16 protein-coding genes are annotated in these 14,641 nt (G+C 53.1%); 10 read left to right on the top strand and 6 right to left on the bottom strand.

Translation table 11 applies throughout. The features are described 5' to 3' along the window. The first annotated feature begins 111 nt into the window (after positions 1 to 111). The 3 genes from nsrR (at position 112) to rlmB (ending at position 3,872) form a co-directional block, all read left to right on the top strand. A complete protein-coding gene (nsrR, locus tag NXT09_RS06960; protein ID WP_010279087.1) occupies positions 112 to 537 on the top strand; it encodes a nitric oxide-sensing transcriptional repressor NsrR in 426 nt (141 codons plus the stop codon). A gap of 41 nt (positions 538 to 578) precedes the next feature. Continuing rightward, on the top strand, positions 579 to 3,035 hold the full coding sequence (gene rnr, locus NXT09_RS06955) for a ribonuclease R (RefSeq protein WP_268579247.1): 2,457 nt from the start codon (positions 579 to 581) through the stop codon (positions 3,033 to 3,035). Positions 3,036 to 3,140: 105 nt separating this feature from the next. Further along, a complete protein-coding gene (gene rlmB / locus NXT09_RS06950; protein ID WP_015841585.1) occupies positions 3,141 to 3,872 on the top strand; it encodes a 23S rRNA (guanosine(2251)-2'-O)-methyltransferase RlmB in 732 nt (243 codons plus the stop codon). A 55-nt stretch (positions 3,873 to 3,927) separates the two neighbouring features. Here rlmB and NXT09_RS06945 read toward each other — a convergent pair whose 3' ends face one another. Continuing rightward, on the bottom strand, positions 3,928 to 5,463 hold the full coding sequence (locus NXT09_RS06945; protein ID WP_268579246.1) for a methyl-accepting chemotaxis protein: 1,536 nt from the start codon (positions 5,461 to 5,463) through the stop codon (positions 3,928 to 3,930). A gap of 366 nt (positions 5,464 to 5,829) precedes the next feature. Between NXT09_RS06945 and NXT09_RS06940 the strand changes: the two genes are divergently transcribed. After that, positions 5,830 to 6,228: a DUF350 domain-containing protein gene (locus NXT09_RS06940; RefSeq protein ID WP_205551492.1), complete on the top strand. Its 399-nt coding sequence runs from the start codon at positions 5,830 to 5,832 to the stop codon at positions 6,226 to 6,228. Positions 6,229 to 6,331: 103 nt separating this feature from the next. Here NXT09_RS06940 and bsmA read toward each other — a convergent pair whose 3' ends face one another. The 4 genes from bsmA to NXT09_RS06920 form a co-directional block, all read right to left on the bottom strand. Then, positions 6,332 to 6,640, bottom strand: a complete 309-nt coding sequence (gene bsmA / locus NXT09_RS06935) for a biofilm peroxide resistance protein BsmA (RefSeq protein WP_268579245.1) — start codon at positions 6,638 to 6,640, stop codon at positions 6,332 to 6,334. A gap of 112 nt (positions 6,641 to 6,752) precedes the next feature. Continuing rightward, on the bottom strand, positions 6,753 to 7,376 hold the full coding sequence (gene prfH / locus NXT09_RS06930; protein WP_240583690.1) for a peptide chain release factor H: 624 nt from the start codon (positions 7,374 to 7,376) through the stop codon (positions 6,753 to 6,755). After that, positions 7,373 to 8,494, bottom strand: a complete 1,122-nt coding sequence (locus NXT09_RS06925) for an RNA ligase RtcB family protein (RefSeq protein WP_268579244.1) — start codon at positions 8,492 to 8,494, stop codon at positions 7,373 to 7,375. The genes prfH and NXT09_RS06925 overlap by 4 nt, the downstream gene beginning before the upstream one ends. 236 nt (positions 8,495 to 8,730) lie before the next feature. Further along, entirely contained in the window at positions 8,731 to 10,671 is a 1,941-nt protein-coding gene (locus NXT09_RS06920; protein ID WP_268579243.1) for a methyl-accepting chemotaxis protein, read from the bottom strand. A gap of 294 nt (positions 10,672 to 10,965) precedes the next feature. Here NXT09_RS06920 and yjfP point away from each other — a divergent pair, with 294 nt between their 5' ends. From yjfP to NXT09_RS06890, 6 genes are all read left to right on the top strand, one after another. Next, positions 10,966 to 11,718 carry an esterase gene (gene yjfP, locus NXT09_RS06915; RefSeq protein WP_268579242.1) on the top strand — a complete coding sequence of 251 codons (753 nt, stop codon included), beginning with the start codon at positions 10,966 to 10,968 and terminating at the stop codon, positions 11,716 to 11,718. A gap of 181 nt (positions 11,719 to 11,899) precedes the next feature. Then, positions 11,900 to 12,292 (top strand): 30S ribosomal protein S6, encoded by a 393-nt coding sequence (rpsF, locus tag NXT09_RS06910; RefSeq protein WP_005974793.1) that lies wholly within the window; start codon positions 11,900 to 11,902, stop codon positions 12,290 to 12,292. A gap of 5 nt (positions 12,293 to 12,297) precedes the next feature. Beyond that, a complete protein-coding gene (priB, locus tag NXT09_RS06905; protein ID WP_015841576.1) occupies positions 12,298 to 12,618 on the top strand; it encodes a primosomal replication protein N in 321 nt (106 codons plus the stop codon). Between the two features lie 4 nt (positions 12,619 to 12,622). Beyond that, a complete protein-coding gene (gene rpsR / locus NXT09_RS06900; protein WP_005974788.1) occupies positions 12,623 to 12,850 on the top strand; it encodes a 30S ribosomal protein S18 in 228 nt (75 codons plus the stop codon). Positions 12,851 to 12,891: 41 nt separating this feature from the next. Next, entirely contained in the window at positions 12,892 to 13,344 is a 453-nt protein-coding gene (gene rplI / locus NXT09_RS06895) for a 50S ribosomal protein L9 (RefSeq protein ID WP_010279043.1), read from the top strand. Positions 13,345 to 13,473: 129 nt separating this feature from the next. After that, entirely contained in the window at positions 13,474 to 13,836 is a 363-nt protein-coding gene (locus tag NXT09_RS06890; protein ID WP_268579241.1) for a DUF488 domain-containing protein, read from the top strand. On the opposite strand, the gene NXT09_RS06885 is transcribed toward NXT09_RS06890, so the two are convergent. After that, entirely contained in the window at positions 13,833 to 14,546 is a 714-nt protein-coding gene (locus tag NXT09_RS06885; protein ID WP_268579240.1) for a LysM-like peptidoglycan-binding domain-containing protein, read from the bottom strand. The genes NXT09_RS06890 and NXT09_RS06885 overlap by 4 nt on opposite strands. Positions 14,547 to 14,641: the final 95 nt, after the last annotated feature.

Here is a 14,641-nt window from a genome sequence, read left to right as displayed (position 1 = left end):
AAATAATTAGCCGTAGCGTTTACGCCAGTTTATTATCTGTCAATAGCGTTGGTTTTTCAGGGGCGTACTCAATACGCCAGTTAATGATACCCAGAGGTATCCGAGGTTTATGTGCAGTTAACAAGTTTTACGGATTATGGTTTGCGGGCGCTGATTTACATGGCATCGCTGCCGGGCGGGAAAATGACCAGCATTTCGGAAGTAACGGAAGTGTATGGCGTGTCTCGTAATCATATGGTCAAAATTATCAATCAACTTAGTCGTGCTGGGTTGGTGATGGCCGTGCGCGGCAAGAATGGCGGTATCCGTCTTGGAAAGCCGGCAGAAACCATCCGAATTGGTGATGTCGTGCGCGAATTGGAGCCGCTCACGCTGGTTAACTGTAGCCATGAATTTTGCCACATTACGCCAGCCTGTCGCTTAAAGCAGGTGCTTCAACAAGCGGTACAAAATTTCCTGCATGAGCTGGATCAATACACGCTGGCTGATATGGTCAAAGAAAACCCGCCGCTTTATAAATTATTGTTGGTTGAATGAGTTTTGTTCAGCCTCCTGCTGATGACAACGGAGGAACCGCAATGTCACAAGATCCATTCCTGGAACGAGAAGCAGAAAAATACGAATCCCCCATCCCCAGTCGTGAATATATTTTGGCGCACATCGCCAAGCGCGATACCCCGATTAGCCGGGAAGAATTAGCCGCCGACCTGCAATTAACCGGAGAAGAAGCGCTCGAAGCACTGCGCCGTCGCCTGCGTGCGATGGAGCGTGATGGTCAGCTTATCTTTACCCGCCGTCAGTGTTATGCGTTGCCGGAAAAACTCGATCTGCTGCGCGGTACGGTCATTGGTCACCGCGATGGTTTCGGCTTCCTGCGTGTGGAAGGCCGCAAAGACGATCTTTATCTGTCGGCTGAAGAGATGAAACGGGCGATTCACGGCGATGTTGTGCTGGCACAGCCGCTGGGTGCAGATCGCAAAGGGCGTCGTGAAGGGCGCATTGTGCGCGTGCTGGAACCGCGTACCGGGCAAATTGTTGGCCGCTACTTTGTCGATGCCGGTGTTGGGTTCGTCGTACCGGATGATAGCCGCCTGAGCTTCGATATTCTAATCCCGAAAGAAGACATTAACGGCGCTCGTATGGGCTTCGTGGTGGTGGTTGAGCTGACGCAACGCGCCACACGCCGCACGAAAGCGGTGGGTAAGATCGTTGAGATCCTCGGTGACAACATGGGAACCGGGCTGGCGGTAGATATCGCCCTGCGTACCCATGATATTCCGCACACCTGGCCGCCTAAAGTGGAAGAGCAGGTGAAAGATCTCTCCGAAGAGGTGCCGGAAGCCGCGAAAAAAGGCCGAGTGGATCTGCGTAAGCTGCCACTGGTTACGATTGACGGTGAAGATGCTCGCGATTTTGATGACGCAGTGCACTGTGAGCCGAAACGCGGCGGTGGCTGGCGCTTATGGGTTGCGATTGCTGACGTGAGCTATTACGTTCGGCCGAATACGGCGCTTGACCATGAAGCGCGGGCGCGTGGCACCTCGGTCTACTTCCCGTCTCAGGTCGTGCCGATGCTGCCAGAAGTGTTGTCGAACGGACTCTGTTCGCTTAACCCGCAGGTCGATCGCCTGTGTATGGTCTGTGAAATGACCGTTTCGGCGCAGGGTAAGCTATCGTCCTATAAGTTCTATGAAGCAGTGATGAGCTCACATGCGCGCCTGACTTACACCAAAGTGTGGAATATTCTGCAAGGCGACGCCGAGCTGCGCGAGCACTACAAGCCGCTGGTGGGCGGGTTGGAAGAGCTGCACCGCATGTACAAAGTGCTTGAACACGCGCGTGAAGTGCGTGGCGGCATCGCGTTTGAAACGGAAGAAGCGAAGTTCATTTTCAACGCTGAACGCCGTATCGATCGTGTGGAAGCGGTGGTGCGTAACGATGCGCACAAGCTGATCGAAGAGTGCATGATTCTGGCGAATATCTCCGCCGCGAAATTTGTGGAGAAAAACGAAGAGCCTGCGCTGTTCCGTGTACACGATCAGCCGAGTGAAGACCATGTCTTAGCCCTGCGTAGCGTGTTGGGCGAGCTGGGGCTGACGCTGAAAGGCGGAATGAAGCCACAGCCGAAAGATTACGCAGAATTGATGAATGAGCTGGCTGATCGTCCTGACCGGGAAATGCTGCAAACCATGCTGCTGCGTTCCATGAAGCAGGCGATTTATGACCCAGAGAACCGCGGCCACTTCGGTCTGGCATTAACGTCTTACGGCCATTTCACGTCACCGATTCGTCGTTATCCAGACCTGTCGCTGCACCGTGCCATTAAGTATCTGCTGAGCGATCGTCATGAGCGCTGGACGCCAACGGGCGGCTGGCATAGCGACATTAACGAGATGCTACAGCTGGGTATGCACTGCTCGATGACGGAGCGCCGTGCGGATGAAGCCACGCGTGACGTCGCGGACTGGCTGAAATGCGACTTTATGCAGGATCACGTGGGTGAGGTCTTTACGGGAATTATCTCCAGCGTGACCGGCTTTGGCTTCTTCGTGCGCCTGAAAGAGCTGTTTATCGATGGGCTGGTACACGTTTCCACGCTGGATAATGACTACTATCGCTACGATAATATTGGTCAGCGGCTGATCGGCGAATCGCGTGGGCAGGTTTATCGTCTGGGTGATGAAGTCGAAATTCGTGTTGAAGCCGTCCATATGGATGAGCGCAACATTGATTTCGCGTTGATTTCCAGCACGCGCAAGGTGCGTGGCGAAGGGAAAACGGCACGCGATCGTGTGAAGAAACCGGAATCGCGTGAGGCCAAGCCAAGTCGACGTCGTCGCAGCGCGAGCAAAGCGCCGGCAAACTTTGAGCCGGATGCCGCATTCCGCAAAGAAGGCGATAGCAACACGAAGTCGGATAAGTCAAAAGCCAAGCCGAAAAAGAACCGCGATAAAGCGAAAAAGAACGCGGAAAAAACGCGTAAAATCGCCGCCGCGACCAAAGCGAAACGTGCGAAGAAAAAATCTGCTGAGTAAGGTTAGTTAGCCTGCGCGCTCCACTGAGAAGGGGAGCGCGTGGGGAAAACCTCTAATCTCTACATTAACGGGCACCGCCTGTTATGGTTAATTTGAAGAGTATCAATGAGCGAAATTATTTACGGTATCCACGCGGTTAAGGCACTGCTTGAGCGCGATCCACAGCGTTTTCTGGAAGTTTTTGTTCTGAAAGGGCGCGACGATCGTCGCCTTCAGCCTGTGATTGCGGAACTGGAAGCGCAGGGCATCGTCATTCAGGTGGCGAATCGCCAATGGCTGGATAAGCAGGCTGACGACGCGGTGCATCAGGGGATCGTAGCGAAAGTCAAAGAAGGGCGGAAATATCAGGAAAACGACCTGCCTGCACTGTTAGACAATCTGGAAACGCCTTTCCTGCTGATATTGGACGGCGTGACCGATCCACACAACCTGGGCGCTTGCCTGCGTAATGCGGACGGGGCCGGCGTGCATGCGGTGATCGTGCCGCGCGATCGTTCTGCACAACTGAATGCGACAGTGAAGAAGGTGGCCTGTGGTGCGGCGGAAACCGTACCGGTTATCAGCGTGACCAATCTGGCCCGTACGATGCGCCTGTTGCAGGAGCGTAATATCTGGATCGTCGGCACGGCGGGTGAAGCGGATCATACGTTGTACCAAAGCAAGCTGACCGGGCCGCTGGCGCTGGTGATGGGCGCGGAAGGGGAAGGTATGCGTCGTTTGACCCGTGAACACTGCGATGAATTGATCAGCATTCCGATGGCGGGCAGCGTGTCTTCACTGAATGTGTCGGTTGCCACTGGCGTGTGTCTGTTCGAAGCCGTTCGCCAGCGCGCGTAATCAGTGTCGCGAATGATAGTAAAGAGGTGCCCTGGGCACCTCTTTTTCATTGGTGCTATGCAGCGGGGATTGCCAGTCTGCGCACGTCTTGCTGTAAAGGTTGTAAAAGCCGGAAAACAGACACCGCGTCAGACAGCACGATCGCCTGCTGTTCCAGCGATTGAGCGGCAGACGAGGATTGCTCCACCAGTACGGTGTTTTGCTGCGTGTTCTGATCCATTTCTATAATGGCCTGACCGACCTGAGAAATGCCGCGATGCTGCTCGTCCGAAGCGGTAGTAATGTCTTTCATGATGGCGTGGACCTGCGTCACTGACTGGACAATCCCTTCCATCGTTTTCCCCGCGCCGTTAACGAGTGCCGCGCCGTTATTAATCTGCGAAACCGACTCACCAATGAGCGTATCGATCTCTTTAGCCGCCTGCGCGCTGCGCTGTGCCAGATTACGCACTTCGCTGGCAACAACGGCGAAACCACGCCCTTGTTCACCGGCTCGTGCTGCCTCTACCGCAGCATTGAGTGCCAGGATATTGGTTTGAAACGCGATGCTGTTAATCATTGAGGTAATTTCAGCGATGCGGTGGGAGCTTTGCGCGATATCGTGCATGGTGTTGACGGCTTTAGAAACCTGCTCTCCCCCCTGATTCGCGGTGTCAGAAGCATCCATAACCAGTCGGTTGGCCTGATGGGCGTTATCAGCATTCTGTTTCACCGTTGACGTCAGCTGTTCCATACTGGCGGCAGTTTCTTCAAGCGCGGCGGCTTGCTGCGTTGTGCGAGAAGAGAGATCGGTGTTGCCGGCAGAAATTTCCCCAGCAGCATAGGAAATCTGGTTCGCGCTGAGGCGAATTTTATCAATCATGCTGTGCAGGTTGCTGTTCATCTGCCCCATGGCTGAAATCAACTGGCCTAATTCATCATGACGATCGTTGTGAAGCTGCACGGTGAGATCGCCTTCCGCAATCGCGCGGGTGGCATGTAACGCCTGATGCAGCGGGCGAACGATCTGCCGCGAGATAACGATGGCCGTGGTCAGACCGAGTATGATGGCAATCAGTGTAATCACGCCCAGTTGGATATCGCTGCTAATGACGTTACGGCCTGCGCGGCTCTCTTCCGTGAAGTAAAGTTTGTTGATGTTTTCCTGCAACCCTGCCATCTGCTCGTTCAATTCACTGAGCCGCTGTTGGCTGACATCCGGGCTCATCACCTGCTGGCGCTGTGAAATATAAGCGTTGAGTGACGCACTAATATCCTGAATGGCGCTTTTGTCTTCCGCTGGCCAATGTCCCGTGTCGATCGCTTTCAGCAGTGCGGACAGCTCTTCCTTAATGTTGCCGATCGCACTGTCGTGCTGTTCCAGATACTGTGCTTTACGCTCCAGCGCATAACCAAAGTTGCCTTCCCGTGCGACCACCGTCTTGTCATACATGGCGCCAAGACGGCTGATGCGTTTTAACGATTGGTCGCTATTGTGCAATCCGTAAAAGCCGACCATAGAGAGGATGACTCCCATGATGAGCAATAAACCAAACCCTACCAATAACTTTCGCGTTACAGACAGGTTTTGAAATGACATCCAGCGCAGCATAAACCTCTTCCTTTCGTTCATTAATTATTTACCGTCATCGCAGGTCAATAACGGATTAGTTGTTGTTGTGTGTTTGCATAAAAAGCAGGTGATGAAGGTGAAATCGGCACTATCTAACTGATAAAAAATGCCTTATCTGTTATCGGCATTTCAGGCGCAATGCTTATCCGTTTTCTTAAAAAATGTGAGGAGATTCGTGCGGATGTGAAGGCTGGGGGGATAACGCGCTCCGCTGGGGATTCCCGCATTGTTTATCACGTAAAGTCATGTATAAACGCTTTGCTATGCAAGAATCATCTATATTCTTCATGCTTCCTCTTATTATTACTGATGCGCCAACGGGGCTCATTTAAAAGGAATATCGCTATGCCTATTGTTACGTCGCTACTCGCTTTCGCCTCCTATTTCTTTATCGGGTTTGCCATGGTGCTGGCCTTTCTGTTTATCTACACCCGCGTCACGCCGCATGATGAGTGGGCGTTGATTAAAGAGAACAACAGTACGGCAGCCATTGGATTTGGTGGGGCGCTAATTGGCTATGTGATCCCACTTTCCAGTGCGGCGATTAATTCGGTGAGTCTGGTGGATTACATCACCTGGGGTGCAGTCGCGCTGGTGGTGCAATTGCTGATTTATTTCGCGGTGCGCCTGTATATGCCACGCCTCAGCCAGCATATCCAGAATAATGATGTCGCCACCGGTGCCTTTCTCTGTGCCGCTTCGCTAAGCGGCGGGATTCTGAATGCGGCGTGTATGTCGTATTAATTTGCCGTTGCATGACAATACCGGGAATCTGCCCGGTATTGTTTGGCGGACCTCCTTGCCCTGCACCTTTGTTTACCGCGTTTTTACAAGCAGCCCCGTCGATTCAGCGGTACAGCACGGCGCGCGCGAACCACATGCCGGGGAGCGTGGCAGCTTCGGATTTCAGTACAATCACATAATAATGCGCGCCGGAGGCATCGGCTTTTTGTTGAAGAGCGCGATCCACATCATCAGCGTTTCCGCGCATGCTAACCGAAATCATCCCCACTTTTTCCAGCTTGCTGGTTTGTGCATAGCGAATTTCGAGCGCTTTCTCCGCAGTCGGCGGTGCCGCGACAGGCTTCCCTTGTATGATTTGGCAGCCGGACAGCATCAATATTAAGGGTAAGAAAAGTATCCGCACGATGTTCATCGTTTCAGCCTGACAGGAGTAGATAGCGGAAGTGTAGCGCTATCACCGGGCCGATGGCATTCTCTTTAACAGGAAAAAATAACGGGCAGTCGGTGCTGCCCGTGAGTTGAGGTTAGCGCGACGTGACCAGCGTGAAGTCTTCGCCTTTGAAGACTTTTACTGGATTACCGCGCTCGATCTGGTGGTGGAACAGACGCCGCAGTGCCCGTAGTTCAGCATGCTGCTGTTGCTGTAATGCTTCCAGACGATAGGCGATGAGATAACAGGCAAGACGCTTGTTGGCGTGCTGGCTGCGTTCGCTCTGTACCTTCACCGTGATGCCGCTGGCGATATGGGTGGCGCGGACGGCAGACTCGGTTTTATTCACATGCTGCCCACCGGGACCAGAGGATTTGGTGGCTTCAAAGCGAATCTCGTTATCGGCAAACGCCTGTTCCTGATGAAAGCGCGCGACGCCGATAAACCAGTTTTTGCGTCCGCCACCTTTACGCCAGGGGCTATTGCACGTCCATTGAAGCGTACCGCACCAGCTGGCAGCTAGCGTTTCTGCCAGTTCACCGTTTAACAGAACCAGTGCGGAACGCAGTGTGCCTGCGCGTTTCCCCGCTTCGGTTTCGATAATTTCGCAGTCGACGCCTTGCCGCGCGGCATCTTGCGTCAGAGCCTGCAAAGCCTTTGCGGTTGCCAGCATGCATTCGTCCGGCCCCTGCGCGGCGGAGAGTTGAAGTAATATCATTTATCCTCCCCGCGCGTTTTGTAGGTGAGTACCGGTTTCAGGCGAGCAATCAGCGTGATTAACCCTGCTTGCTGCATCGCACCGATCACGCTGTCTATCGGTTTGTAGGCTTCCGGCGCTTCCTGAAAAATCAGCTGCCTGTCCTGACAAATCACGCGGCTGCCGAAGCGGGTACGCGCGAGTTGCTGGACGCTGTAACGTGAAGACAGCCGATCTTTACACTCCGTGCGCATCCACTTTCTGCCCGCGCCATGTGCCAGCGAATACAGGCTGTCGGCGTGAGGAATGGGTTGCACGATGTAGCTGTAGTCGCCGCGCGAACCGGGAATGATGACCGTGCCACAGTCGGCGGGTGTCGCGCCTTTGCGGTGCAGCCAGCCGGAAATGTCTTCAATCGTTGCTGATGTCACCAGATTGTGGTTCACGTCCAGTGCGGCATCGCCTTCCGTATGCCAACGTTCCAGCATTCGCTGCGCGATCAGCCGTCGATTGTGGGTAGCAAACGTCAGCGCGAACTGGTGCTGTTCCAGATAGGACTCCGCGGCAGGCGTGTTGGCTTCAAGCCCCTGATGGCCGAATTCCCGCACGTGAGCTTCCAGTATGGTTTGCCCTAATCCGCGTGAGCCGCTGTGAACGAGCAACAGCAGCTGTTTAGGATCAATGTGCAGAGCGTGCAGCGCATCTGGCTGATAGATTTCATCAAGCTGCTGCAATTCCGCAAAATGATTACCGCCGCCGATGGTGCCCAGCGAATAGCGGAAATCCGCTAGCGATGGGGGAATCTCGATATCGTCTTCCAGTGGTCCATCGATATTACCAAGCCGTTTCTCCAGCTTATCCAGAGAGATTTTGTTGGCGTTCAGGCTCGTACGCCATAGCGCCATGCCGCAGCCGATGTCGTTTCCGACCAGCGCCGGATAGAAGCGCTGTTGTGAAAAAAAGGCGGCACCGATAGGGTAACCTCGGCCCGGATGCAAATCTGGCATGCCGGCCACGCGAACCATATCGGGAAGTTGTGATGTAATTTGAAGCTGTTGGATTGCTTTATCTTCAATCCAGGTATTTTCCGTCGCGATCACACTGACGCGCGCCGAAATAGAGCGAATAGCATTGCCCATAGATCATCCTGCTGATCAATTTAAAAATAGGGTAAGGCAGGCTACAGCTGGGGGGATAACGCAAAGCGGAAAAAAATGCGGAATTAGTCCCGAGATGTCCTGCAAAGAATCAGAGTTGGTGCTGTCATGATGTCGTCTCCTTTGTCAGTGTGGGGGATGGGTGAAAAAACGTCGGCATAATACGCAAGCGGCGGCCATCGTGCAATACCTGCAACACGATGGCCGCTGTGTGAATGTTAAATACGGAAGACGCTGACCAGCTCGCTGAGGTGGTGGCCTTTCTGGCGCAGGTTCTGCGCGGTGTCTTCCGAATTGTTGACCAGAATGGTGTTTTCCTGCGTTGCCTGACCAATCTGTACAATCGCAATGTTCACCTGGCTGATACCGGCGGACTGCTCGCGTGAGGCGATATCGATATCGTTCACGATGGTGCTGACTTGCAAGATGCGGTTACGCAAGTCGTCCATTACCGCCTGTGTCTTCTCTGAGAAATGATAACCCGCTTCGATTTTCTCCAGTGACTCATCAATCAGACTTTCGATCTCTTTCACCGCGGTGGAGCTGCGCTGTGCCAGAGCCCGCACTTCAGCAGCAACGACGGCGAAACCTCTGCCATGTTCACCTGCGCGAGCGGCTTCTACTGCGGCATTCAGTGCCAGAATATTGGTCTGGAAAGCGATAGATTCGATCACGGTCGTGATATCAGCAATCCGCTGCGATGAATTCTTGATATCGCTCATCGTAGAAACGGAGTCGGTGACGGTCTGGCTGCCGTTTCGTGCTGCTGCGGCGCTCTGCTCTGCCAAATCTTTGGCGGCGGAGACGTTATCGGCGTTCTGCTTCACGCTGGCGGAGAGTTGCTCCATGCTGGCAGACGTCTCTTCGACGCTGCTGGCCTGACGGGCAATCTGTTCACTGATGTTTTCGCTATCAGCAGCCAGCGCATCGGTGCTGGCACTGATTTCTTCGGACGCATTTCTCACCTGCGACACGATGGTCGTTAGCCCTTGTCCGATGCCGTTAATGGCATCGATCAGGCGGCCAACTTCATCGTAACGGTTGCTGGAAAGCGTCGCGGTCAGGTTACCAGCAGAGAACTGTTCCGCCACTTTGACGATTTCAACCAGCGGCTGGCTCAGCCATTTGCGCGTCAGTACGACAAAGAATCCAGCGAAGAGCAGAACCAGAATAATGCCGCCGCCCAAAAACAGGTTACGGGTGTGGTTAATTTCTGCCATTAGGCTTTCTTTGCTCACCGTGCCTGCAACAATCCAGTTCCACTGCGGAATACTGCGGTACACCATGATTCGGGTTTTTTCTTCGCCAGTCATCGTGTTGTTGTCGTATTCGATCGTACCATTACCGGTTGCCAGCACTTTCTCTAACGCACCTTCTGACCAGTCAGGGCGCTGGTTGGCATTGCTTTGGTGGTAAAGATAGTTGCCTGTATCCTTTCCTTTTTTCGAGCTAAGTACAAAGAAATGGCCAGTTTCACCCATTTTCTTGTTCAGAATCGTTTGCTGCATCTCGGTAAATTGCTTTGTGATGTCGACACCGACGAACAGAATACCGATCACCTTGTTTTCACTATCGCGTATCGGTTGATACTGAGTGATGTATTGTTTGCCGAACAGCGTGGCTAACCCGCTGTAGGTGTCGCCTTTCATCACGGGTGCATAAGCTGGGCTTTCACGATCGAGTTTGGTGCCCATCGCGCGCGATCCATCTTCTTTTTTCAGCGACGTGGTAACGCGCGTAAAATCCTCTCCATCACGGACAAAAATCGTTGAAATCGCGTGAGTACGGCTCAGAAAGTCGTCTGGCACTTCGGTGTTGAGGTTCAATACCGTATCGCCAGCCTTAAGCGTTGGGTGAGAGGTGTTGCCAAAAGGCGTGCGGTTAACGGTATCCAGTGAAAACCGCGTCGGCAGAAAGCTCGCCAGCAGCCGCGTATAGTTGCTGACCTCGGCTTGTAGGCTGGTATCGTACATGTTGATCATGTCGGTGACGCCATTCACCTGGCTCTGCATGTCGTTAAGGGTCAGGGTCTTGAGCTGATTGCCTGCTGATCGGGTGAGGGATAGGGTGAATGCAATGAAAAGTATCGCCACGCTCAGTGAAGCGATGACGGATAGCTTGATACCCAGGCCCCAGTGTTTAAAAGAAAGTCCCAACATATGTGTGTCTCTTATAATAAAAAAGGTTATTTTTTAGTCTTGCTTCACATGCGTTAACGGCAGTAAGTGCAAAAAAATTAATCACGGAGTGTAAACATTCATTTCTGTTATTGATCTAGATCAATGTGATTTTTTTATTTACATAAATACGCCGATTAAACCAGCACGGAATCAGTGACGACACGGAGATAAGAAAATGGCTGTGAGTGGGTTATCGTAGAAGGTCACCCCCTTTCTGCTAAATACGATTTCGCTACATAAGCATAGGCTGACAGAACAGAAAACGAGGGAAATATGGTCGAAATGTCACTGGATAAACTCGGTAGCGGTATTGAAACGATTCACGCGGCGCCCGCGGGAAGGAGAGAGCAGCCCCTTCCGACGATTTTTTTCTTTCATGGTTACACTTCATCAAAAGAGGTGTACTCGTATTTTGGCTATGCGTTGGCTCAGGCCGGGTTTCGGGTGATTTTGGCCGATGCGGCCATGCACGGTGCGCGCTATGACGGGGATGACGCACGGCGGTTGCGCCACTTCTGGGATATTCTGCAATCGAATATAGAAGAACTCCCCGGCTATGTGGCGGAATATCGGCAGCGTGGCTTAATTGATGGGGAACGGATTGGTGTTTGCGGCGCGTCGCTCGGTGGAATGAGTGCACTTGGGTGTATGGCGCGCTATCCCTGGATTACCGCGGTGGCGGCGTTTATGGGATCGGGTTATTTCTCTACGCTATCGTCCGCGCTGTTTCCACCGGTTCCTGCCGATAATGAGGAAAATCAAGCGGTGTTGCAGACGTTAGCGAGCAAACTGGCTGATTATGATGTCACTATGCGTCTGGACGCGTTGTCCGAACGTCCGCTGCTGGTGTGGCACGGTGAAGCGGATGATGTCGTACCGGCGGCAGAAAGCGCCCGTCTCTATCAGGCATTACAGGCGCGCGATAAGCTGGCTAATCTGACGTATTTGACCGAACCGGGCGTGGGGCATCGCATTACGCCAACGGCGCTGCAGGCGGGCGCTGATTTCTTCCGGCGGACGCTGTAATCCTGCCCCGATCGCTGAAATATCGCCACGCAGAAAACTCCTGTGTTTCTTCCTTGTGTTCTTTAATGTCGGGCACTATACTTACGCGTCATTTTTTCAGCCGCACATACACACGTTCCTTGCCTCCACGGGCCGCGGTTGACCCAGACAGGAGGCTGAATAATCCGTAAGGAGCAATTTGATGCGTCATTACGAAATCGTATTTATGGTTCATCCTGACCAGAGCGAACAGGTTCCGGGCATGATCGAGCGCTACACTGCCACTATCACTGGTGCGCAGGGCACGATCCACCGTCTGGAAGACTGGGGCCGCCGTCAACTGGCTTACCCGATCAACAAACTGCACAAGGCACACTACGTTCTGCTGAACGTTGAAGCGCCGCAGGAAGCGATCGATGAGCTGGAAACAAACTTCCGCTTTAACGATGCCGTTATCCGCAGCATGGTTATGCGCGTTAAGCACGCGGTAACTGAAGCATCTCCAATGGTGAAAGCGAAAGACGAACGCCGTGAGCGTCGTGAAGATTTCGCTGAAGCTGGCGATGATGTGGATGCAGGGGATTCTGAAGAGTAATTGTTGTGGTGACGGTGAATCGTCTGGTGTTGTCCGGCACAGTGTGCAAGACGCCCATTCGTAAAGTCAGTCCGTCAGGCATTCCTCACTGTCAGTTTGTGCTTGAGCACCGCTCGACACAGGAGGAAGCCGGATTGAGTCGGCAAGCATGGTGTCGTATGCCCGTGATTGTCAGCGGACTCTCGTCACAAGCAGTTACCCACAGTATAACGGTCGGCACGCAACTTACCGTGCACGGGTTCATTAGCTGCCATCAAGGGCGCAATGGCTTGAGCAAGATAGTGTTACATGCCGAGCAGATTGAATTGATAGATTCTGGAGACTAGCCACATGGCACGTTATTTCCGTCGTCGCAAATTCTGCCGTTTCACCGCGGAAGGCGTTGTAGAGATTGATTATAAAGATATCGCTACGCTGAAAAACTATATCACTGAAAGCGGCAAGATTGTTCCGAGCCGTATCACCGGTACTCGTGCAAAATACCAGCGTCAGCTGGCCCGCGCTATCAAGCGTGCGCGTTACTTGTCTTTGTTGCCGTACACTGACCGTCATCAGTAATCGGCCACTGTCCATTAACGAGACTTTGAGAGGATAAAGTAATGCAAGTTATTCTGCTTGATAAAGTAGCAAACCTGGGCAGCCTGGGTGATCAGGTAAACGTTAAAGCGGGCTATGCTCGTAACTTCCTGGTTCCACAGGGCAAAGCTGTCCCGGCAACCAAGAAAAACGTTGAGTTCTTCGAAGCACGCCGTGCTGAACTGGAAGCCAAACTGGCTGACGTTCTGGCTGCTGCTGAAGCTCGCGCTGCTAAGATCAAAGAACTGGGTAGCGTTACCATCGCGTCTAAAGCAGGCGACGAAGGTAAACTGTTCGGTTCCATCGGTACTCGCGATATCGCTGATGCGGTAACGGCTGCCGGTGTTGACATTGCTAAGAGCGAAGTTCGCCTGCCGAACGGCGTTCTGCGTACTCTGGGTGAGCACGAAGTGAGCTTCCAGGTACACAGCGATGTCTTTGCTGAACTGAATGTTGTTGTTGTTGCTGAAGCGTAATTCACGTTTATCGTTGAATTAACACTTTAGTTAACATGTGAAACGCTGGCCTTGTGCCAGCGTTTTGCATTTTAGGGATCGGGAAATGACCTATCATTACCTATACCTAAAAAGCAGGCCGGAGGCCGCATGTCTGACTTGATTCATCTCATCCGTGTTTATGACGCGCACGCGCCTTTCTCTTCCCCCACTTTTCTGATTGACCGCCTGTGGCCGCGTGGCATCAGCAAAGCGCGTCTGGAGGGCGTTGAATGGTTTAAAGACATCGCGCCGAGCAGCGATCTGCGGAAGTGGTTTCACGCCGAGCCTGAACGCTGGGCGGAATTTGTGGATTATTATCGTAATGAGTTAGCGCAGGGCTCGGCGTGCGGCAGGCTGTTGGCGTTACTTGAAGAGAAGCAGGCAATCACGCTGCTTTATGGCAGCAAAGACGCGCAGCACAACCATGCTATCGTCCTGCGCGATTTTCTATTAGAACGGCTGGCTCGCTAGCGAGTGCGAGTAAAGGCACCGTCCGCACCGCGGGTGAACCGAATCGTCTGGTTCGCCGTGGTTTCGATCTCTAGCTCGGCGACCATACCTTGTGCATTCAGCTGTAATTTAACTGCCTGACCTGCGCGTAAATTGCTGAGCGGCTTATCCCTGCCTTCCACCTGAGCCATCGCGAACACATCGCTGACGGGCAGATTGTTATCGCGAAAGAGCTGGGCCAGCGTTTGCCCCGAGGCGATCTCATACTGTCGCCACGGCGCTGATGATGGCGCCGGAGGCTCGGTAGCCGCAGGCTGCTGCTGGGGTATGGAAGGCTGGCTTTCAATAATTACGGCCTGCATTGCAGCCTGATTATCTGCCTGCGTAAGAGGTACGGGCGTGGTACGGGCAGGCTGCGGATGTTGGGCGCTGTAAGGCCAAAGCAACACAACGAGCAGCAGTGCGATAGCGATTAAAATCCAGCGGCGATGGAGGAACGGCAACGGTTCCATCCAGTGATAGCCGTCGGGCAGATGCCAGACTTTCTGTAGCATGGCACCAAGACGCTCGCGCAGGGAAGGAGAGTGCAGTTGTTCCTGCTCTTCGCGTTCCCCGTCGTTTTCTACGGCTACAGCATGTGAGGGCTGCCGCTGGATGATTCGCTGGCAGAAGCGTACTAGCGTTTGATAATCCCAGGTGGTTTTCCGCTTCCTGGGCGCAATTCTGCCCATGGTGACCTCTCTTACTACGGTTTAATATAAAAACAGTTCAGTATAAAAATCAGTATAAAAACAGCATCATATAAAAATGATGTCATTAACAACGC

Source organism: Pectobacterium jejuense (assembly GCF_026800125.1).
GTDB classification, from domain to species: domain Bacteria; phylum Pseudomonadota; class Gammaproteobacteria; order Enterobacterales; family Enterobacteriaceae; genus Pectobacterium; species Pectobacterium jejuense.
Note: the sequence above shows the minus strand (reverse complement) of the source record. Positions and strands in the feature narration are given on the sequence as shown.